The following is a 20507-nucleotide window of genomic DNA, read 5'->3' on the forward strand; positions in this document are numbered from 1 at the left end:
GATCCCCGCCTGCGCGAGGATGACACCGGTGAGGTTCAGGCGCTCCAGTCTGTCCAGGATCCCGGATCTCGCTCCGCTCGTCCGGGATGACACTCTCGAACGCGGAGCCTTCTAATCCTTCACCCATTCCCGGATGAGGTGGTTCGCAATCGCAATCGGAGCCGGCGCCAGGAATTGCTCGTGGGTGCCCTCCAACATGCGCCGGACATCGTCCTTGGTGAACCAGCGGGCATCCTCCAGCTCCTCGCCGTCGAATGCGATCTCGTCGGTGAGCGCCTCACTCACGCAGCCGATCATGACGTTGGACGGGAAGGGCCAGGGCTGGGAGGCGAGGTAGCGCACCGCGCCCACCCGGATCCCGGCCTCCTCGAAGGTCTCCCGGCGCACCGCATCCTCGATGGTCTCACCAGGCTCAAGGAAGCCCGCGAGGCACGAATACATCTTTTCCGGGAAGCGCGGCTGCCGCCCCATCAGGCACTTCTCGCCCCGGGTCACCAGCATGATGACGACCGGATCGGTGCGCGGAAAGTGCTGGGCGCTGCAGGCGGCGCAGTCGCGCCGGAAGCCCGCCTGGGCCGGTTGCGTCGGCGCGCCGCAATTGGCGCAGAAGCGGTGGCGGCGATGCCAGTCGAGCAGGGATTTCGCCATGGCGAGCATCCCGAGTTCGTCTTCCGGCACGAGACCACGCACCGCGATGGACCGCAGATCGACGGCCGCGAAGACAGGATCGTCCTGGAACAGCTCTGCCGTCTCGGGCGGTGCAAGCGTCGCCACCACAGGGCGATCGTTCAACGTGCCGAGAAACACCTGTTCCTGATGAGCGGGTAGGCGACCCAGAATCGTGGCGGGCAGGAGGCTCGTTCCAGGCTCGCCAATCTGCAGGACGGGCAGGTCGCCGGCCAGGACGACCATGGCGGTCCAAGGATTGGCCAAGGCGTTGGCAATCGTCTCCGGGTCCCGTTCCGCGCTGTGGCGGACGAGCGAATTCGTGATGAAGGCAATGGGTCGGGTCATGTGTCAGGCCGCCGCGAAAAGAGTGGCGGCGCGCTCGAGGAGTGCAGAGGCCGCGTGAGGAGGGTAGGGCGTCCGAGTCCCGTGCCCCCAGACAGGGCCGGGCCAGGCCGGATCGGAGCGGAAGCGCCCGATCACGTGGACATGGAGCTGCGTCACGATATTGCCGAGCGCGCCCACATTCACCTTGTCGGGCTTCGAGAGCTCCAGCATGACCTTCGTGGCAATGCGGATCTCCTGGATCAGCTGGGCGGATTGCTCCTCTGAAAGATCGGTGAGTTCGCTCACGCCGTCGATGCGCGGCACCAGGACGAACCAGGGAAATCGTGCGTCGTTCAGAAGCAGGACCGAGGAGAGGGCGAGGTCGCCGACCGGGATCGTGTCGGCGTCGAGCCGGGAATCGAGCTGAAATGTCATGGGGCTATGTAACCGAGCCAGCGGCGCCGTGTCAGCCATTGTCGGCATCAACCTTGCACCTCATCCCCGGCGAGGCGTCAGGCGAGGGAAGGGGATCCATAGCGCTGAGGGTGTGCGTGGATTCCCTTCCCGGTCCTGCGGACCGCCGGGATGACAATGCAGCGTGGTGGAGAGCGGGGATGACCCCGGCAGGGGCTCGTTTCCAACTTGCGTTTCGGGGCCGATGCCCTCATATAGCCGGTGGGAGGTTGGCGAGGGACGTCTCACTCGCCAACCGGGTCAGGTCCGGAAGGAAGCAGCCCTAACGAGACCGAACGGGTCTTCGTCCAGCCTCCCACCTTGAAGTTTCTCCAAAGCCTTGCAGTCGATGGACGATACCACAGCCGGCACGCCCCTGAACGACGAGCCGGCCCTGCCGGGCTTCCCCGCCGCGCCAGCACCGGCGGCCGCGAAGGCCTCGCCCTACCGCGTTCTTGCCCGTAAATACCGTCCCAAGACCTTCGATGACCTGATCGGCCAGGAGGCGATGGTTCGCACCCTCTCGAACGCCTTCGAGACCGGCCGCATCCCGCAGGCCTGGATGCTCACCGGCGTCCGCGGCGTCGGCAAGACCACCACGGCCCGCATCCTGGCCCGCGGCCTAAACTACCAGAAATCCGATGGCTCCGGGGCGCCGACCATCCACATGCCGGAACTCGGCGTCCATTGTGAAGCGATCATGGAATCGCGGCACGTGGACGTGCTGGAGATGGACGCCGCCTCCCATACCGGCATCGACGATGTCCGCCAGATTATCGATGGCATCCGCTATTCGCCCGTCTCGGCCCGCTACAAGGTCTACATCATCGACGAGGTCCACATGCTCTCGGAGAAGGCGTTCAACGCCTTCCTGAAGACCCTGGAGGAGCCGCCGCCGCACGCGAAGTTCATCTTCGCCACCACCGAAATCCGAAAAGTGCCCGTCACCATCCTGTCCCGCTGCCAGCGCTTTGATCTGCGCCGCATCGAGGCGGACAAGCTCGTCGCCCATCTCGGCCGCATCTGTGACGCCGAGGGCGTGAAAGCCGAGCAGGAGGCGCTTGCCGCCATCGCCCGCGCAGCGGAAGGCTCGGCGCGCGATTCCCTGTCATTGATGGATCAAGCCATCGCCCATGGCGCCGGCGTGGTCACGCCCGACACCGTGCGTGACATGCTGGGCTTGGCCGACCGCAGCCAGGTTATCGATCTGTTCGAAGCCATCATGCGGGGCGACGTGCCGGCGGCTTTCGCGGGGTTGCGTTCGCAATACGATGCCGGCGCGGACCCGGCCGTGATCCTGTCGGATCTCGCGGCCTTCTCGCACATCGTCACCCGCCTCAAGCTGATCGCGGAAGCCTCCAAGGATCCCGCACTCTCCGAGATCGAACGCACCCGCGGCATGGATTATGCCGCAAAGCTCTCGGTCCGGACCCTGTCCCGCGCCTGGCAGATCCTGCTCAAGGGCATTCCCGAGGTCCAGGCTTCGAACCGCCCGATTGCCGCCGCTGAAATGGTGCTCGTGCGCCTCGCCTATGCGGCCGACCTGCCGACGCCGGACGAGGCCCTGCGCGCTCTGAAGGACGGCGCTCCGCTGCCCGCGGGCGGCCCGGCTCCCGCGCCCTCGCGCCCCTCCGGCCCCACCACCTCAGGCAATATGGCTTTGGCAACGTCGCAGCCTCAGCCGCAACCGCGCGCGCAGCCGGCACCGGCTGAGCCGACCATGCGCCTGCGCCGCTTCGAGGACGTGGTGGCCTTGGCCAGCGAGAAGCGCGAGATCGTCCTGAAGGCGGCGCTGGAACGGGACGTGCGTCTCGTGCGCTTCGAGGAGGGCCGCATCGAGCTCAGCCTCACCGAGACCGGTAGCCGCACCATCGCCAACGATCTCACCCGCGCCCTCCAGCAATGGACCGGCGAGCGCTGGATGGTGGCGCTCTCCTCTGAAGCAGGTGCGCCGACCCTGCACGAAAAGGCGGTCGCGGCTGAGCGCGAGCGCAAGGAGGGGGCAGCCAATCATCCCCTGGTGCAGGCGGTACTCTCCAAGTTCCCCGGTGCGCAGATCGTGAACGTCATCGAGCGCTCCGAGAAGGCCGGCGAGGATGCGGAAACCGAGATCCTCGGCGGGGAGGATGCGGCCGCCGCGCACGAGACTGAAGAAGACGACGATCTGTTTTGAAATGAGGATGCGGTCATGAAGGACATCATGGGATTGATGAAGCAGGCTCAGGCGATGCAGCAGAAGCTGCAGGACGCCCAGGCTGAGCTTGACACCATTGAAGTCGACGGCACGGCAGGCGGCGGTGTCGTGACCGTGAAGGTGACCGGCAAGGGCAATCTCAAGTCGATCAACATCGATCCCTCGCTCCTGAATCCGGACGAGAAAGAGATTGTCGAGGATCTCATCGTGGCCGCCATGAACGATGCCCGCGGCAAGGCCGAACGCGCCGCCCAGGAGCGCATGGAAAGCATCACCAAGGGCCTGCCGCTGCCGCCCGGCCTGAAGCTGTTCTGAGCGGAGCATCGCGCGAAGAAGTGGATGCCGGTTCTTCGCATTGAGCGATGCGACACAAGCATAAGAGAACTTGAATGGCTCAACACGCTGCCGGTCCCGAGATCGAGCGCCTGATCCAGCTGCTTGCCCGCCTGCCGGGGTTAGGTCCCCGCTCTGCACGGCGCGCGGCGCTGCATCTCATCAAGAAGCGAGAGACGCTGCTCAACCCGCTGAGCGATGCCATGCGCATCGCCAACGAGCGCATCGTCGTGTGCTCGTCTTGCGGCAATGTCGATACGCAGGAGCCTTGCACCATCTGCCGCGACGCCAAGCGCGATCCATCGATCCTCGTGGTGGTGGAGGACGTATCCGATCTCTGGGCGCTGGAACGTTCGGGCGCCGTCAGCGCCAAGTACCATGTGCTCGGCGGCGTGCTGTCGCCGCTTGATGGCGTTCGTCCCGAACACCTGAACCTAGAGCGCCTCGTCGCCCGCGTGTCGGAGCCCGGCGTGGCGGAGGTTATCCTGGCCCTCAACGCCACAGTGGATGGGCAGACCACGGCCCATTACATCACCGAGCTGCTCGCGCATCTGCCCTTGAAGGTGACGAAGCTTGCCCACGGCGTACCCGTCGGCGGCGAGCTCGATTATCTCGACGAAGGCACGCTCTCGGCTGCGATCAGGCAGCGCACGTCGTTCTGAGCGGAGCGTCTTTTAGGTGACAGGCCGAAGCACCGTTGCTAATCAGGCGGCAACGAAACCTTTGCTCCGAGCTGCTCATGTCCACCACTGACCTCGCCCAAACGATCGATGCCGCCTGGGAAGACCGGGCCAATGTCAGCGCCTCCACCACGGGAGCCGTGCGCGAGGCCGTGGAAGAAGTCATGCGGCTTCTCGATGACGGCAAGGCCCGCGTGGCCGAGAAGAATGCCGGCGGCGAGTGGCAGGTGCATCAATGGCTGAAGAAGGCCGTGCTGCTCTCCTTCCGCCTCAACGACATGGAAGTGATCGGCGGCGGGCCAGGCGAGGCGACCTGGTGGGACAAGGTTCCGTCCAAGTTCGCCGGCTGGGGCGAAAACCGCTTCCGCGCCGCAGGTTTTCGCGCCGTTCCGAACTGCACCGTGCGCCGCGGCGCCTATATCGCGCCGGGCGTGGTGCTGATGCCCTCCTTCGTCAATCTCGGCGCCTATGTGGACGAGAACACCATGGTGGACACCTGGGCGACGGTGGGCTCCTGCGCTCAGATCGGCAAGAACGTGCACCTTTCCGGCGGCGTCGGCATCGGCGGCGTGCTGGAGCCGCTCCAGGCCAATCCCACGATCATCGAGGACAACTGCTTCATCGGCGCCCGCTCCGAGGTGGTGGAAGGCGTGGTGGTCGGCGAGGGCTCGGTGCTCTCCATGGGCGTGTTCCTCTCGGCCTCCACCAAGATCATCGACCGCAACACCGGCGAGGTTTTCGTCGGCCGCGTGCCGCCGTACTCGGTAGTCGTACCGGGCTCCCTCCCCGGCAAGCCGCTCCCGGACGGCAACCCCGGCCCGTCCCTCTACTGCGCCGTCATCGTGAAGCGTGTCGATGCGCAGACACGAGCAAAGACTGGGATCAACGAGCTGTTGCGCGATTGATCCGATGGAACTCTCACCCCTCTCCCTTGCCCAATCCCTCCTGCGCTGCCCCTCCGTGACGCCGGAGGAGGGCGGGGCGCTCGCTTTCATCGAGGGCGTGCTGAAGGAGGCGGGGTTCGAGGTGCACCGGCCGGTCTTCTCTGAGCCCGGTACGCCGGACGTGGAAAACCTCTATGCCCGCTACGGTCGGGGCGAGCCCTGTCTGCTTTTCGCCGGCCACACCGATGTCGTGCCGCCGGGCGACGCGGCCCGCTGGACGCACGATCCGTTCAGCGGCGAGATCCATGGCGGCGAGCTCTACGGGCGCGGTGCGGTCGATATGAAGGGCGGCATCGCCTGCATGATGGCGGCGGCACTCGACTTCATCCGCAACAATCCCGAATTCAAGGGCTCCATTGGGTTCCTCATCACAGGCGATGAAGAGGGGCCGGCCGTCAACGGCACGGTCAAGCTTCTCGAATGGGCGAAAGGCCGGGGCGAGCGGTTCGACCACTGCATCCTTGGTGAGCCCACCAATCCGAACCAGCTTGGGGACATGATCAAGATCGGCCGGCGCGGCTCGCTGACGGGCCGGATCGTCGTCGAGGGCAAGCAGGGCCACGTGGCTTATCCGCATCTGGCCGACAACCCAATTCCCGGCATGCTGCGCCTGATCTCCGGTCTGTTGAAGGAACCGCTCGATCACGGCACGGAGCATTTCGACGCCTCGAACCTGGAGGTCACCACCGTCGATGTGGGGAATCCTGCCTCCAACGTCATCCCGGCCGAAGCGCGGGCCACCTTCAACATTCGCTTCAACGATCTCTGGAATCCTCAAAGCCTGGAGGAGGAGATCGACCGCCGCCTGCGCGAGGCTGCCGGCAATACGGTGCGCTACCGTCTCACCATGGACCCCACCAACGCGGTCGCGTTCCTGACGCCTCCGAATGCGTTCGTGGGCTTCATCGCCGATGCCATCAAGGCCGAGACCGGTTTTCAGCCGAAGCTGTCCACCACTGGCGGCACGTCGGATGCTCGCTTCATTGTGAAGGACTGTCCGGTGGTTGAGTTCGGCCTCGTGGGGCAGACGATGCACCAGATCGACGAGCGGGTGCCGGTGGCCGATCTGGACCGCCTGACAGGGATTTACCGCAAGGTGCTGGACGCCTACTTCGCCGCTGCATACTGAAAGCTCAAGCCTGACTATTTAGACTAAAGTCGGAAATTGGGCGGAACGTTTTAGGACGTCCGCCCATTCTCGTGAGCAACGGTCTTCATGGATGAGGCTGCTCATGATCGTCACGGCGGATGAGGTCAATCGCTCGTTCAGGGGAACCCTGGATCTGCTCAACAGCAGGGCGGAGGGGCTGAAGTCCTTCGACATGAGCGAAAGGGGATTCTGGCGCTCCTTTGCGGCGCTCTGGCTGACCTTGCCGGCCTACGTGGTCTCCCTGGCCTTCGAGCGCCTGCGCCTCGGCATGCTCCAGCCCGACCGATCCCTGCTCGACAATGTTTGGGTCGATCTCGTCGTGGCCCTCGGCCATGTAGCGGGCTTCCTCGCCTTGCCGGTCGCCATGATCTGGATCGCCCGCTGGCTTCGACTCGATAAGGCCTATGTGCCCTTCGTGATCGTCACGAACTGGATCTCGGTCATCGGCATGCTGGTGCTCTCCGTGCCGGCCATGCTCATGCTGCTGGGCTGGGCGCCTCCCGGTCTCGCCAGCCTCTTCAGCCTCGCCTTTGCGATCATCATCGTCCGGCTGCAATGGTTCGCCACCAAGTCGACCCTGGGCCTCACCAGCGTGCCGGCCTTGGGTATCGTGGTGCTCGGCATCGTGCTCAACGCTTTCGTCAGTACCGCGATGCGGGGCCTTCTAGACTAGCTCCGGATAGTCGACGCCGATGAGATAAAGACCCGTCGGCGGAGCCATCGGGCCGCAGCGCTTGCGATCCTGCGCCTCCAGGGCCGCTCGGACATCGTCCACGGACCAGCGCCCGGCGCCCGCACGCTCCAAGGTGCCCGTCATCGAGCGTACCTGATGGTGCAGGAATGAGCGGGCGGAGGCTGAGATGCGGATCTCGTCGCCGATCCGCTCCACGTCGAGCCGGTCTAGGGTGCGGATCGGGCTGTTGGCCTGGCACTCGGCTGCCCTGAATGTGGTGAAGTCGTGCCGCCCGATCAGCGTTTGCGCGGCCTCGTGCATCACATCCGCATCGAGCGCCCACGCCACGTGCCAGACCCGGCTCGCTTCGAGGGCCGGCGGCGCCCGCCGGTTGAGGATGCGGTAGACATAATGGCGCTTCACGGCAGAGATGCGTGCATTGAACGTCTCGGGCACGACCCGTGCCGACAGGATCGCGACCGGTGCGGGCCTCAGATGGGAGTTGGTGGCATCGCGTACCGTATCCGGCCGCCACTCCTTCTCCAGGTCCACATGCACGACCTGATGGGTGGCGTGAACACCGGAATCGGTACGCCCGGCGCAGTGGATGCGCACCGGCGTGCCGGTGAAGCGCGCGATGGCATCCTCGACAGCCTGCTGCACGGAAAGACCGTTCGTCTGATGCTGCCACCCGGTGAATGGCGTGCCGTCATATTCGACGACAAGCTTGTAGCGAGGCATGTCTAGTTCAGCTCTGCAAAGGCCCTGGCATAGGATACAGGGCCGTGGGCGCCTTTCCCGAGATCGGAAAGCGCAAGGGCCTGGAGATAGGGCCCGTCATAGGGTGTTTTCAGCTTTTCCGCCAGCTTGGGATCGAAGCCGAAGCGGCCATAGTAATGCGGCTCTCCCAGAACCACGACCAAGTCGTATCCCTTGTCGGTCAGGTGCCTCAGGCTGTGCCGCACAAGAGCTGCCGCGATCCCCTGCTTCTGAAAGGCGGGAGCAACCGCTAGCGGCGCCAGCACGCAAGCTTTTACGGCAGAGGCTTCGTGCAGTTCCAGATGAGAATAGGCGATGTGCCCCGCAGGCTGATTGTTATAGGCAATCAGGGACAGGATGAGATCTCCGTCATCCTGCATGTTTCGCACCAGATCGGCTTCCGCCGATTGTCCGAAGGCCGCGACATAGATGGCATAGATCTCGTGCCAGTCTGCGGATTCCTTCAGACGAATCGTCATAGGCGTCCTCACCCAAAACGGGCGCCCGGACCAAGCCTCACGCCGCGCAGGAATTCCTCGACAGCCACGGGGCCCTTGCCGGCTCGTTGAACCTGGATGAGACGGACAGCCCCGTCGCCACAGGATATTATACCATTATTGTCGAGCATTGTCCCAGGGGAACCTGAGCCTTTTCCCAAGGTGGCGCGCAAAACCTTCACCCGCTCTGGCCCTTTGCCGAAATCGGCCGTGAAGTAGGCTCCCGGGAAGGGCGAGAGCCCACGGATATGGTCGTGCACCGCCTGAGCCGGCTTCGACCAGTCGATCAGGGCATCCTCATTCCTGAGCTTGTGGGCGTAGGTGACGCCCTCCGCCGGCTGGGGTGTGAATCCCAGGCCTCCGCGGGAGAGGGCGGCGAGCGCCCGCACCATGAGGTCGGCGCCGAGCACCATCAGTCTGTCGTGCAGATCGCCTGCGTTCATGTCAGGCGTGATCGCCACCTTCTCGACCATGGCGACGGGGCCTGTGTCGAGACCCTCCTCCATCTTCATGACCGCCACGCCAGTTTCCTGGTCACCGGCCATGATCGCGCGTTGGATCGGAGCCGCGCCTCGCCAGCGGGGGAGCAGGGAGGCGTGAAGGTTGAGGCAGCCGAGCTCCGGCGCCTCGAGGATGGCCTTCGGCAGCAGCATGCCATAGGCCACCACCACGGCCACATCGGCGTCATGGCTGCGGAAGATCTCCGCGGCTTCGTCCGTGCGCAGGGTCTTGGGCGTGAACACGGGGATCCCGAACCGATCCGCCATGTTGTGGACCGGGGAGGGCTTCAACTCCATACCACGCCCGGCAGCGGCGGGCGGGCGGGTGTAGACGGCCACGACATCATGGCCCTGGCCGACGATCTCGGACAATGTGGGCACGGCAAAATTGGGGGTGCCCATGAAGACGACGCGCAGGCTCATGCGCCGGCCTCGCGCTTGGCTGCCTTCTTGAACTTGGTCATGACCCGATCCCGCTTGAGCTTCGACAGGTAATCGATGAACAGGACACCGTTCAGGTGGTCGATCTCATGCTGGACGCAGGTTGCCAGAAGGCCGTCGGCGTCCTGCTCGACGGTCTCGCCTTGCAGGTCCATGTAGCGGAAGCGCACCCGATCCGGCCGCTCGACCTCCTCGTAATATTCGGGGATCGAGAGGCAGCCCTCCTCGTAGATCCGCTTTTCCTCCGAGGCCCAGACGATCTCGGGATTGATGAGCACCATCGGCTGGCGCTCGTCCTCCGACTTCGACACGTCCATGGTCACCATGCGGATCGGCACGCCGATTTGGATGGCGGCAAGACCGACGCCAGGGGCGTCGTACATGGTTTCCAGCATGTCGTCCGCAAGCCTGCGGATCTCGCCCGTGATTCCCTGAACGGGCTCGGAAACCAGGCGAAGCTTGGAATCGGGAATGATGACAAGAGGTCTGATGGTCATGATCGCGGGAGATAAGGGCTTGGGCGAGGATGGTCAAATCGTTCGTTTCAGGCATCGGCCCCAAAAGCAGGTCCGCTTTTGGGGCTAATCCGGTGCTTATCATTCATGAGTGCATCGTTTTCACGCAAAAGCGGAATCCACTTTTCCGCACGGGGCACTTGTGTTCGGATGCATCCGTCACCGGAACCTTGACCCTGATGAACGATGTCGTCCTCATCCTCGGTAAAACCTCCCTGACCTGGGGGCAGATCGTCCTGGGGATGGCGGGTTTGAGCCTTTGTCTCCTGCTCCTCGTGACCGTGTTGCTCCTGCGGACCCGTCGGGATCGGGCGATGGAAGCGCTGATTGCGGACGAGCGGGCGCGGGAGATGGACGACAAGGTGGCGGAGCTCACCCGGGCCCAATCCGAAATGACCGGTCGGATGCGGACCATGGCGGAGGTCTTCGGCTCCCGTCAGAGCGACTTCGTGCGCATGATCTCCGAGCGGATCGACGGCCTGCAGCATCGGGTCGGCCAGGGGCTGGAATCCTCCACCCGCCACCAATCCGAAAACCTGTCCAAGCTGAACGAGCGCCTCGCCGTCATCGATGCGGCGCAGCAGAACCTGACGAACCTCACTGGCGAGATCGTGGGCTTAAAGGACATCCTCTCGAACAAGCAGACCCGCGGTGCCTACGGCCAGGGGCGGATGGAGGCCATCATCCGCGACGGGCTGCCCGTTGGCGCGTTCGAGTTCCAGGCAACGCTCTCCAATCGCACGCGTCCGGATTGTCTCGTGCGCCTGCCGGGCGACGAGCGGGGTCTCGTGATCGATGCCAAGTTCCCGCTGGAGGGGTTCACCCTGTTCCGCGAGGCCAAGGGCGACGAGGCGCGCAGCAAGGCGGCTGCAAGGGTCCGCAACGACATGCTTGTCCATGTGAAGGACATTGCCGAGAAGTACCTGATTCCCGGGGAGACCCAGGATATCGCCATGCTGTTCGTGCCGGCGGAATCGCTCTACGCCGATCTCGCCGAGCATTTCGACGAGGTGGTGCAGAAGGCCCATCGTGCCCGCATCGTCATCGTCTCGCCGTCGCTCCTGACGCTTGCCATTCAGGTGATGCAGGCGCTCGTTCGCGATGCCCGCATCCGGGAGGAGGCGCGGGTGATCCAAGTCGAGGTGCAGAAGCTCTTGGAGGACGTGGAGCGGCTCGATTCCCGCGTGGCGAAGCTCGATGCGCACTTCCGGCAGGCGCAGGAGGATGTGTCCCAGATCAGGGTGTCGGCCGACAAGATCGTGAAGCGCGGCGAGCGGATCGAGGCTCTCGAGTTCGACGAGGGTGAGGCGGAGGCCCGGGCCGAACTCCTGCGCCTCCAAGGCCGCAATCTTCGGGCCGTGGATTAGGAACCGCCGTTCACCCGCAACGTTCTCCCCATGCTGAACGATGCGCCAAGCGAATGATGGCGCTCGCACATTGGCATATCTCAGACCCCGGGAAGGATTGCGCTATGGGCCTTTTGTCAAAGGACATCAAGTCGTTGGATGACCTCTTCATCCATACCCTGCAGGATATCTACTACGCCGAGCAGCAGATCACGAAGGCGCTGCCGCAGATGATCGAACAGGTCACCGATCCGCAGCTGAAGCAGGCGTTCCAGACCCATCTCGGTGAGACCCAGCAGCAGATCCAGATGGTCGAGCAGGTCTTCCGCATGCACGGCCATGACCCGAAGGGCGTGACCTGCCCGGCCATCGACGGCATTATCGACGAAGCGCAGGAGATCTCCGGCGAAATCGCCGATCCGCAGGTTCTCGACGCCGCTCTGCTCGCCGCCGCTCAGGCTGTCGAACACTATGAAATCACCCGCTACGGCACGCTTGTCGCCTGGGCCAAGCAGCTCGGCCGCGACGATTGCGCCGGCGTCCTGCATCAGATCCTGGATCAGGAGAAGGCCACCGATCAGAAGCTCAACCGGATCGCCGAGAGCAAGATCAACACGCAGGCTGCATAAGCTCTTCGTGCCTGTGAAATTTAAAGTGGCCTCCGAAAGGAGGCCATTTTGCGTTGCGGAAGGTGTCATCCCCGGCGGCCGCAGGCCGGGAAGGGGATCCACTCACACGCTCAGCGCTATGGATTCCCTCCCCCTGCGATGGCTCAGCCATCGCCTGCCGGGAATAACCCAAGACAGCTTTGCAAGATCTACTTCGCCGGCAGCGCATAAGCGCACAGGAAATCCGCCAGATCGTTGGTGATATAGTCGATGTCCGGTGTCTTGACCGCTTCCTGCTCGAAGCTCTCCCGGAACGGATCGAGGGTCTTCGGTACGATCAGAGTGGTCGTCATCCCAAGCTCATGCGGCACGGTCAGGTTCTTGGCGATATCCTCGAACATGGCCGAGCGGGAAGGCTCCACCCCGTGCCGGTCAAGGAAGATCTCGTAGGCGCGCCGGTCCGGCTTGGGCACGAAATTGGAGGCCGCGATGTCGAACACGTCCTCGAAATGGTCAAGGATGCCGATCTTGCGCGCCACGTTCTCCGCGTGCTTGCGCGAGCCGTTGGTAAGAATGAGCTTGCGGCCGGGCAGACGCTCGATCGCCTCGCCCAGGCTGTGGTTCAGCTCGATGTCCGTGTGATCGATGTCGTGCGCGAAGTCGAGGAAGTCATGCGGATCGATGTTGTACTCGTCGATCAGCGCCTTCAGGGTCGTGCCGTATTTGTGATAAAAATACTTCTGCAGCGCCTGCGCCGATAGCCCGTCGAGCCCGAAGAGCTCGCTGATATAGAGCGTGATCCGCTGGTCGATCTGTGGCCAGACCCGTGAGGTGTGCGGATAGAGAGTGTTGTCCAGGTCGAAGACCCACGTGTCCACATGCGAGAAGGGACGGGACTCGGCGGAGGACAGGTGGCTCTCGATGGCTGGTTTAGCGTTCATGGATTCCAAAGACGACAATGGGGCCGTGCGGCCCCACTGCTCGAAATATAAGCGCTCTCTGCCGCTTCGGAAAGGGCGAAGCCCTTACCCCCTGCGGATCAGCGTGCCGGCGCCGTGGTCCGTGAACAGCTCCAGCAGCACCGCATGGGGCACCTTACCGTCGAGGATGACGACCGCCTCCACGCCCCGTTCCAGGGCATAGATGCAGGTCTCGATCTTCGGGATCATGCCGTCCGTGATGGTGCCGTCGGCGATAAGGCGGCGGCAATCCTCTATGGTCATCTCCGGGATCAGGTTCTTGTTCTTGTCGAGGACGCCCGGAACGTCTGTGAGCAAGAGGAGGCGCTTGGCCGTCAGGGCGCCGGCAATGGCGCCGGCAAAGGTGTCGGCGTTGACGTTGTAGGTCTGGCCGTCCTGACCGATTGCGACTGGAGCCAGAACTGGGATCAGCTCGGCCTGGAGCACCTGGTCCAGAACCTCCCGATTCACCTGCTCGGGCTCGCCGACGAAGCCGAGATCCACCACCTTCTCGATGTTGGAATCAGGGTCGACAGCCGTGCGGGTGACTTTCCGGGCCACGACCATGTTGCCGTCCTTGCCAGACAGGCCCACGGCCTTGCCACCCTCGGCGCCGATCCAGCCCACTATCTGCTTGTTGATGGAGCCCGCGAGCACCATCTCGACCACCTCGACGGTGGCCTCATCCGTGACGCGAAGCCCGCCCTTGAACTCGGACTTGATGCCGAGCTTCTCGAGCATCTTCCCGATCTGCGGCCCGCCGCCATGGACGACCACGGGCTTGATCCCCGCCTGCTCGAGGAGAACCACATCCTCGGCGAAATCCTCGGCCGCCGCCCGGTCCCCCATGGCATGGCCGCCATACTTGATCACGACCATCTGCTGGTCGTAGCGCTGCATGTGCGGCAGGGCCTGCACAAGCACCTCGGCCTGCACATGGACGTCGGGGAGGGGCGTGGACGGATCGGACATGGACGGCTCCGGCGCGGTGATCGGGATCAAACGGCCTGCCTTCTAGCCCAGGTCGGGTGCGATGGAAACTGGTTAGCTTGCTTCGTTGGAAGGAGCTTCCGTCCTGAGGCGCTCAGATAAGATGGGCCGCTCCTATGGAAGGAGCGGCCCGTTAGACTCAGAAGACGAGGAAGTCGCTGGCCGTCATCTTCAGGTTCTTGTCGACATCGGCGAACTTGACCGCTTTGCGGGAGCCGGAGCCGTCCGCATCGTAATAGAGGTCGCCGGCCTTCTTGTCGTAGACGATGCGGTCGTCCTTGTCGTGAGCTTTCGAACCGGTCCAGAAAGCGTCCTTCTTGAGGTCGCCCTTCCTGGTGATCTTCGAAAAGATAGACTTGGAAAGTCCAATCGTGTCTTCTTTCACCTTAAAGTCGTCGAGATCAGTCGGCTTTTTGGCATTCAGTTTATCGTCAAGGACAAAGAACTCGCCATCCTCCAAGATCGCGTATTTTCCTGAAGCAAAATTAGAAAAATGAATACGTTCGACATTCTTAAGCTTACTGAAGTCTACGGCGCCAAGATCAGAAACTTGGAACATCAGGAAGGCAGTATCAACCCCGCCATTGGCGGCCTCTATGACGGTGCTATTGATGCTTCCCATGTAATACATATCGTCGCCCGAACCGCCCTCAAGAGTGTCCTGGCCAGCACCTCCATCACTCAGCCTATCGTCGCCTTCAAGGCCCCTCAAATGGTTGTTGCCGACATTGCCTGTTAGCCAATTGTCCAGAGCATTGCCGGTGCCATTGAGGTTCTCATAGTTTTCAGAAGCGATGCGTCCAGAACCACCGAGACCTAGATTTTCTACGTTTTCTGGCAGCACATAGCTGACCTTTGATTGGACAAAGTCGATACCGTTATTGTTTTCTTCGACGACTACATCACCAGCGTTATCTACGTTGTAGCTATCGTTGCCATTTCCACCGTTAAGAAGGTCTACTCCGAGGCCACCGTACAGGAAGTCGTCGCCTGCTCCTCCGTCAAGAGTGTCTTGGCCAGCGCCGCCATCCAGCATATTGGACATAGAGTTGCCGGTGATATGATTAGAAAGCTCATTCCCGGTCACATCGACTTCGTAGAAGAGGGCCTCAGGGTCCCGGCTTGCGAACAAAATATCTTCTAAGGTGCTGAAGTATTTAACATTAGTAAATTCTTGAACGGTATATTTAATTTCAGTTGAGGTCATATTATAGAATTGACGAAGAAAGAACACGAGATTGCCTCCTTTGACTGGCAATCTTGTAATATTGCAAATATTGTTTGTTTAACCCCTCCAACGGGAGAGTTGCGTCCAAATTTCGCATAACTCTCTCAATGGTGAGGGACACAGCCTTAAAACCGATTATGCGTCTTGATGAGGCTGGCTAGGGATATTCGCTGACTCATCAAAGCTTTCTCGTGAGGCTCGATAGAGCTACAAGAACCCAACCAATCAGTAGAAAGATACCGCCCATGGGCGCTGCTCTCGGGAACAGCGCCACTCCTGAAAAGGCGCGGCGGGAGAGATCACCGCAGAACAGGATGAGTCCAAGCACCAACACGTAGCCGGCGATCTGCCCCAGCATCGGGTTCACGGCGCCGACAGCGATGAGGGCCACGAGGGCCAGAAGGGCAGGGGCGTGAAAGAGCAGGAACTGCGCCGCCGTCGTGAGATTGCCGCCCGTGATGTGGGCTGCCGCGGCCGAGAGGCCGACGCCGAGGAGGCCCGACAGGGAGGCGAGGACGATCAGGATCCGGGTGGCGAGCGTCATCCGGCGCCACGTTCGCTCAGGAGCTTGGCGATCCCGGCGCGCAGCTCCGGCATGCCGAAGCCGGTGCGGCTTGAGGTCGGCAGGATCTCTGGATAAGCGGCAGCGCGCTTTTCGATCTTCTGCAGGGTGTCGGCCATGCGCTTGTCGAGCTCACCCGGCTTCAGCTCGTCCGCCTTGGTCAGCACGACCTGATACGAGACTGCCGCCGTGCCGAGGGTTTCCAGCACGGCCTCGTCCACCGGCTTGATCCCGTGGCGGGCGTCGATCAGCACGTAGACGCGGGCAAGGCTCGCCCGACCGCGCAGGTAGTCGTGAATCAGCTGCGTCCAGGCCTGCACCTTCTGCTTCTCGACGGCGGCAAAGCCGTAGCCGGGCATGTCGACGAGGTGGAAGCGGTTGTTGATATTGAAGAAGTTGAGCTGCTGGGTGCGGCCCGGCGTATGCGAGGTGCGGGCCAAAGTGTTGCGCCCGGTGAGCGCGTTCACCAGGCTCGACTTGCCCACATTGGAGCGCCCGGCAAAGGCGATTTCCACCTTGCTCATGGGAGGCAGGTTGTTCAGGGCGTTGGCGGCCCAGATGAAATCCGCCTCGCCGGCGAAGAGCTTGCGGCCGATCTCGAGGAAGGGGTCGATGTCCTGGTTCGGGGGAATTATCTCGGTCATGGGGCTCTTATCGGCGCTTGGAACAGTTTCTTCAAGGCACTCGGCCCATTTCCCTTGGTGCTTGCGTGCTTACAGCCAGAAAGGATCGGCCGTCGAGAGTGCCGCGAGGGCGGTCTCGCTCTTGTCGAGAAGCTTTTCGCGCTGTTGTTTCAAGCGCTTGGGTGGAACCTCAGGGAGATAAAGGGCAAGGGAGCCGCCCACTGCGAGATCGTTCAGCTCGCCCAGACTCTCCTGAAGCTCCTCCAGAAGGGAGGAAAACGTCTTGCGGCGCTTCTGCGCCTTGCCGGAGGTGAAGAGCGAAGCGAAGAATTCGGTGCCGTAGCGCAGCTTCTTGATCCGGATGCGCAGTTCGTGGCGCTCCTCGTCACCGACGTCCCGCAGGTGCTTAGCGAGCTTGCGGATGCGCTTGAAGCGGCGCGAAAGCTCGGCTTCCGCGAAGTTCCGGGCAGGGCGCTCACGTGCGGATTGCCGTCCTCCCTTGCCGGATGCCATCCAGGCTCCAGCCTCGATCCAGGCAGCCGCCTGCAGGATGATGTCCATGAAGCGGCGGGATTCGAGAGTCCTCAGCAGGTCCCTGTAGGCTTCCGTCCGCCGCCGTTCGATCTCCTCCATCTGCGACGGATCGAGCACGGCATCTTCCATGGAGCCCAGCCGCTTGATGAACACGTCGAGGTCCCTGGGCGCGCCCAGCGCTTGTCCGGCCCAGCGCAGATTGTTACGAATCTCGGTGCTCTCGGCGTCGGTCAGGATCTTGGCCCTGAACAGCGAGATGGCGGCTCTCAAACGCCGCAGGCCGACACGCATCTGGTGCAAAGCGTCCGGATCCTGCTTGAGCCGCACCAGAGCTTCGTTCTGCACCATTTGGGCAAGGCAGGATCGGGCGATGATCTGGAAAGCCTCGGCGCAGGTCGCATCCTTCGACAGGTTGATCTTCTCGGCCCGCGCGGGGCGAAGGCTATCCTCGTCGAGGAGACGATAGCCGCGTTCGGATTTCGCCACCGTCGAGAGCCTTAAGGGAGCCGCCTCGCTCAAGCGACGGGCGAGGCCAAAAAGAGCCCCGGCATGGCCCTGCCGCAGCTCCAGCTCGACTTCCGAAAAGGTGACAGTTTCGCCGCCGCCGGAGGCTGCGGCCCGGTCGAGGGCCACCTCGATAACAGCGCCATCGAACTTGGCCTCGAAGGCTCTCCGTTCCGTCTCGACGGTGAAGGCTGGCTTGATGTGTGCCACCAGAGCCCCGTCCGCGATGAGCTTTCCGAGAGGTGTACCGGATGCGGCTGATAGGTCGAGTTCGCCGTCGACGGGTGTCTCCCACTCGCCGCGATCCATGGCGATCCCCTTGTGGGGGCCTTCAGCCTTGATGGTCTGGATGGCCTTGCCGTTCCGGCGGCGGATGCGCAGGCTGATGCCCTCTCGGTGCAGGGCATGATCGTCGGTGTCGAAATAGACCGCATGGAGCTGTCCGCTCTGCTTGGGGAGCGGACGCGCCTTGTCGAGGAGCGCATGGGCGAGCAGGTCTTCGGTGGTGCCGGAGGCGAGTTCCAGCTTCAGCTCGATCTCGCGGGGCGCGTCCGCTCCTGAATTCTGCTTCGATCTTTCCTTGGAGGCGCTCATTGTCCGTCACCGGATTCCATCCAGGACAGATATAGATGTGTCACGGTTTGAAGAAATGACGGCGCACGCCGTTGTCAAAAGAAAATCCCCGGGACAAGGCCCGGGGATGATCACGTCCCAATCTGCCGCCGTTCAGCCCTTGGCGGGGCTGGCCTTGCGGTTGAAGGACTTTCGCAGGTTGTCCCACAACTCGATCTTCACGCCGTTGCGGCGCATGATGAAGCCCTGCTGGGTCACCGAGAGCAGGTTGTTCCAGGCCCAGTAGATCACCAGACCGGCCGGGAAGGAGCCCAGCATGAAGGTGAAGATCACCGGCATCCAGGCGAAGACCTGCTTCTGGACCGGGTCCGGCGGCTCCGGGTTCATCTTCATCTGCAGCCACATGGTGATGCCCATGAGAATCGGCCACACGCCGAGCATAAGGAAGTGACCGATCACCGGCACCGCGCCCGGGTTGTAGGGCAGGAGGCCGAACAGGTTGAAGATCGACGTCGGGTCCGGGGCCGCGAGGTCGCGGATCCAGCCGAAGAACGGCGCATGGCGCATTTCGATGGTGACGAAGAGCACCTTATAGAGCGCAAAGAACACCGGGATCTGGATCAGCATCGGCCAGCAGCCGGCGACCGGATTGATCTTCTCCTTACGATAGAGCTCCATCAGCGCCTGCTGCTGCTTCATCTTGTCGTCGGCATAGCGCTCGCGGATCGAGGTCATCTCCGGCTGCACCGCCTTCATCTTCGCCATGGAGGCGTAGGACTTGTTGGCGAGCGGGAAGAACAGGATCTTCAGGATCACCGTCACTAGCAGGATCGCGATGCCAAAGTTTCCGAACAGGCGGAAGAAGAAGTCGAGTACCTTAAACAGCGGCTTGGTGATGAAGTAGAACCATCCCCAATCGATCAGAAGATCGAAGTTCTTGATGCCGAGCGCATTATGATAGGCATCGACGGTCGCAACCTCCTTGGCGCCTGCGAAGAGGCGCTGCGTCACCTCCGTCGTCGCACCGGGCTGCAGCGTCTGAGCCGTGCCGAGCATGTTGGCTTGATAGATCTGGCCCGTCGGACCTTGGCGCATGGTGAAGGAGCCCTGATAGGGCTGTGCCTGATCCGGAATGACCGCGGCGGCCCAATACTTATCGGTGATGCCGACAAAGCCGCCGCTCACTTCGTCCCACGTTTTACCCACGGTGTTCTGACCGGCGGGGACCGGATCTTCCTTGGCGATGGCGTCGTAGGTGTATTCCTGCAGGCCCTTGTCGCCGATAACGCCGATCAGTCCCTCATGGAGCACGTAGTAACCGAGGGTCGTCGGCTTGCCGTGACGGGAGACGAGGCCGTAGGGGTGCAGGGTCGTCGGTGCGGAGCCGCGATTCTCAACGGTGTTCTTGACGGTGAACATGGACTTCTCGTCCACGGAAATCGTACGCCGGAAGGTCAGTCCCTGGCCGTTGTCCCAGGTGAGCGTCACCGGGGTGGAGGCGGTCAGATTCGTCCGATCAGCGGTCCAGACCGTCTCGGCGGTCGGCAGAGCACCGTTCTGCGCTCCGACCCAGCCGAAATCAGCGTAATACGGGTTCTGGGTGCCGGCGGGCGAAAGCAGCACGATGTTAGGGCTGCGTGGGTCGACCGTCTCGCGGTAGTTCTTGAGTGACACGTCGTCGATGCGGCCGCCACGCAGGTTGATCGAACCGGCGATGGTGGGGGTATCGATGGTCACGCGCGGCGAGCGGGCGAGGGCTGCCTCACGGGTCTCGACCGTAGGGGCCACCGGAGTGCTGGGCACCGTTCCCGGCACGGTGGGGGCAGCGCCCCCGGCCTGGCTCGGGCTGGCCGGCGGGTTCGGCGCGTTGGGATTGACCTGCGTGGATTGCTGCTGCTGAGCGGCTAGACGCTGCTTTTCAGCCTGTGGAGCTGCGAAGAAGTATTGCCAGCCTAGCAGGACCGCCATCGAGAGCACGATGGCGACGATGAGGTTTTTGTTGTCATCACGCATGGGATTGTCCGCGACGCTCGCCGTTGGAGGGAGGTGAGGAGGAAGAACGCTCTGCGGGAGAGGCGTTTTTCGGCTTGGTGACCGCCCGCAGTGCGCGCCGAAGATCGTCGATGAGCACGTCGAACTCGGCGGAGAGGATATCTCGCCGTCCGATGACGACGACATCCGCATCGATACTTGCGTAGTCCTGGCCTGCCGTGGGAAGGGCGGCCCTGAGCCGACGCTTGATCCTGTTTCGCTCGGTGGCGTGGCCGACCCGCTTCGTGACCGTGAGGCCGAAGCGCAGGCCGAGACCGGAACCTTCGCGAAGACGGGCCTGAACCGTCATCCGCTCGGTATGAAAGCGGCGGCCGGAGGCCGCCGCGACGAAGTCAGGTCTTTTCGTCAGACGCCCGAGGCTAGACGTTGCGCGAGCGTCGCGCATCGGGCTGTCCT

Annotated in this window: 22 protein-coding genes and 1 other RNA gene; 9 read left to right on the forward strand and 14 right to left on the reverse strand. The window is 62.9% G+C overall.

All coding sequences use genetic code 11. The features are described from left to right. Nucleotides 1-111: 111 nt before the first annotated feature. Both nudC and I2H36_RS13680 read right to left on the reverse strand, forming a co-directional pair. Nucleotides 112-1014, reverse strand: a complete 903-nt coding sequence (gene nudC / locus I2H36_RS13675) for an NAD(+) diphosphatase (protein ID WP_196264456.1) — start codon at nucleotides 1012-1014, stop codon at nucleotides 112-114. A 3-nt stretch (nucleotides 1015-1017) separates the two neighbouring features. Continuing rightward, complete coding sequence (locus tag I2H36_RS13680; RefSeq protein ID WP_196264457.1) at nucleotides 1018-1428, reverse strand: HIT domain-containing protein; 411 nt, start codon at nucleotides 1426-1428, stop codon at nucleotides 1018-1020. 242 nt (nucleotides 1429-1670) lie between these two features. On the opposite strand from I2H36_RS13680, the gene ffs reads away from it, so the two are divergent. The 7 genes from ffs to I2H36_RS13715 all read left to right on the forward strand — a co-directional run bounded on the left by ffs (nucleotide 1671) and on the right by I2H36_RS13715 (nucleotide 7420). Beyond that, nucleotides 1671-1767: signal recognition particle sRNA small type (gene ffs, locus I2H36_RS13685), an RNA gene on the forward strand. 28 nt (nucleotides 1768-1795) lie between these two features. Next, a complete protein-coding gene (locus I2H36_RS13690) occupies nucleotides 1796-3619 on the forward strand; it encodes a DNA polymerase III subunit gamma/tau (RefSeq protein WP_196264458.1) in 1824 nt (607 codons plus the stop codon). Nucleotides 3620-3634: 15 nt separating this feature from the next. Then, complete coding sequence (locus I2H36_RS13695; protein ID WP_196264459.1) at nucleotides 3635-3955, forward strand: YbaB/EbfC family nucleoid-associated protein; 321 nt, start codon at nucleotides 3635-3637, stop codon at nucleotides 3953-3955. A 74-nt stretch (nucleotides 3956-4029) separates the two neighbouring features. Then, nucleotides 4030-4635 carry a recombination mediator RecR gene (recR, locus tag I2H36_RS13700; protein ID WP_196264460.1) on the forward strand — a complete coding sequence of 202 codons (606 nt, stop codon included), beginning with the start codon at nucleotides 4030-4032 and terminating at the stop codon, nucleotides 4633-4635. Nucleotides 4636-4712: 77 nt separating this feature from the next. Next, on the forward strand, nucleotides 4713-5558 hold the full coding sequence (gene dapD / locus I2H36_RS13705) for a 2,3,4,5-tetrahydropyridine-2,6-dicarboxylate N-succinyltransferase (protein ID WP_196264461.1): 846 nt from the start codon (nucleotides 4713-4715) through the stop codon (nucleotides 5556-5558). 4 nt (nucleotides 5559-5562) lie between these two features. Continuing rightward, the gene (dapE, locus tag I2H36_RS13710; RefSeq protein WP_196264462.1) at nucleotides 5563-6726 is read left to right on the forward strand and encodes a succinyl-diaminopimelate desuccinylase; all 1164 of its coding nucleotides are present in this window, start codon (nucleotides 5563-5565) and stop codon (nucleotides 6724-6726) included. Nucleotides 6727-6829: 103 nt separating this feature from the next. Beyond that, nucleotides 6830-7420 (forward strand): hypothetical protein, encoded by a 591-nt coding sequence (locus I2H36_RS13715; RefSeq protein WP_196264463.1) that lies wholly within the window; start codon nucleotides 6830-6832, stop codon nucleotides 7418-7420. On the opposite strand, the gene truA is transcribed toward I2H36_RS13715, so the two are convergent. From truA to def, 4 genes are read right to left on the reverse strand one after another with little or no spacing between them, the layout of a single operon-like run. Beyond that, nucleotides 7412-8161, reverse strand: a complete 750-nt coding sequence (gene truA, locus I2H36_RS13720) for a tRNA pseudouridine(38-40) synthase TruA (RefSeq protein ID WP_196264464.1) — start codon at nucleotides 8159-8161, stop codon at nucleotides 7412-7414. The two genes, I2H36_RS13715 and truA, sit on opposite strands and share 9 nt — an antisense overlap. 2 nt (nucleotides 8162-8163) lie before the next feature. Further along, complete coding sequence (locus I2H36_RS13725; RefSeq protein ID WP_196264465.1) at nucleotides 8164-8658, reverse strand: GNAT family N-acetyltransferase; 495 nt, start codon at nucleotides 8656-8658, stop codon at nucleotides 8164-8166. 8 nt (nucleotides 8659-8666) lie between these two features. Further along, nucleotides 8667-9599 (reverse strand): methionyl-tRNA formyltransferase, encoded by a 933-nt coding sequence (gene fmt / locus I2H36_RS13730; protein ID WP_196264466.1) that lies wholly within the window; start codon nucleotides 9597-9599, stop codon nucleotides 8667-8669. Further along, the gene (gene def / locus I2H36_RS13735; protein WP_196264467.1) at nucleotides 9596-10114 is read right to left on the reverse strand and encodes a peptide deformylase; all 519 of its coding nucleotides are present in this window, start codon (nucleotides 10112-10114) and stop codon (nucleotides 9596-9598) included. The genes fmt and def overlap by 4 nt, the downstream gene beginning before the upstream one ends. A 197-nt stretch (nucleotides 10115-10311) precedes the next feature. Here def and I2H36_RS13740 point away from each other — a divergent pair, with 197 nt between their 5' ends. After that, nucleotides 10312-11499, forward strand: coding sequence for a DNA recombination protein RmuC (locus I2H36_RS13740; protein ID WP_196264468.1), 1188 nt, complete (start codon nucleotides 10312-10314; stop codon nucleotides 11497-11499). A gap of 104 nt (nucleotides 11500-11603) precedes the next feature. Beyond that, complete coding sequence (locus tag I2H36_RS13745) at nucleotides 11604-12107, forward strand: YciE/YciF ferroxidase family protein (RefSeq protein WP_190842984.1); 504 nt, start codon at nucleotides 11604-11606, stop codon at nucleotides 12105-12107. A 188-nt stretch (nucleotides 12108-12295) separates the two neighbouring features. Here the strand turns inward: I2H36_RS13745 and I2H36_RS13750 are convergent, their stop codons facing one another. The 8 genes from I2H36_RS13750 to rnpA form a co-directional block, all read right to left on the reverse strand. Next, nucleotides 12296-13027 (reverse strand): pyrimidine 5'-nucleotidase, encoded by a 732-nt coding sequence (locus tag I2H36_RS13750; RefSeq protein WP_196264469.1) that lies wholly within the window; start codon nucleotides 13025-13027, stop codon nucleotides 12296-12298. Nucleotides 13028-13111: 84 nt separating this feature from the next. Then, nucleotides 13112-14017, reverse strand: a complete 906-nt coding sequence (argB, locus tag I2H36_RS13755) for an acetylglutamate kinase (protein ID WP_196264470.1) — start codon at nucleotides 14015-14017, stop codon at nucleotides 13112-13114. A 157-nt stretch (nucleotides 14018-14174) separates the two neighbouring features. Further along, nucleotides 14175-15269 carry a calcium-binding protein gene (locus tag I2H36_RS13760; protein ID WP_196264471.1) on the reverse strand — a complete coding sequence of 365 codons (1095 nt, stop codon included), beginning with the start codon at nucleotides 15267-15269 and terminating at the stop codon, nucleotides 14175-14177. Nucleotides 15270-15441: 172 nt separating this feature from the next. After that, entirely contained in the window at nucleotides 15442-15807 is a 366-nt protein-coding gene (locus I2H36_RS13765; RefSeq protein WP_196264472.1) for a DUF423 domain-containing protein, read from the reverse strand. Continuing rightward, a complete protein-coding gene (yihA, locus tag I2H36_RS13770) occupies nucleotides 15804-16469 on the reverse strand; it encodes a ribosome biogenesis GTP-binding protein YihA/YsxC (protein ID WP_196264473.1) in 666 nt (221 codons plus the stop codon). Before yihA ends, I2H36_RS13765 begins: the two co-directional genes overlap by 4 nt. 69 nt (nucleotides 16470-16538) lie before the next feature. Next, entirely contained in the window at nucleotides 16539-18080 is a 1542-nt protein-coding gene (locus tag I2H36_RS13775) for a CYTH and CHAD domain-containing protein (RefSeq protein WP_196264474.1), read from the reverse strand. A 132-nt stretch (nucleotides 18081-18212) separates the two neighbouring features. Continuing rightward, a complete protein-coding gene (gene yidC, locus I2H36_RS13780) occupies nucleotides 18213-20072 on the reverse strand; it encodes a membrane protein insertase YidC (protein ID WP_196264475.1) in 1860 nt (619 codons plus the stop codon). After that, nucleotides 20065-20496: a ribonuclease P protein component gene (gene rnpA, locus I2H36_RS13785; protein WP_196264476.1), complete on the reverse strand. Its 432-nt coding sequence runs from the start codon at nucleotides 20494-20496 to the stop codon at nucleotides 20065-20067. Before rnpA ends, yidC begins: the two co-directional genes overlap by 8 nt. Nucleotides 20497-20507 lie beyond the last annotated feature (11 nt).

Origin of the sequence: Microvirga terrestris, from assembly GCF_015694425.1 — a bacterium.
GTDB classification, from domain to species: domain Bacteria; phylum Pseudomonadota; class Alphaproteobacteria; order Rhizobiales; family Beijerinckiaceae; genus Microvirga; species Microvirga terrestris.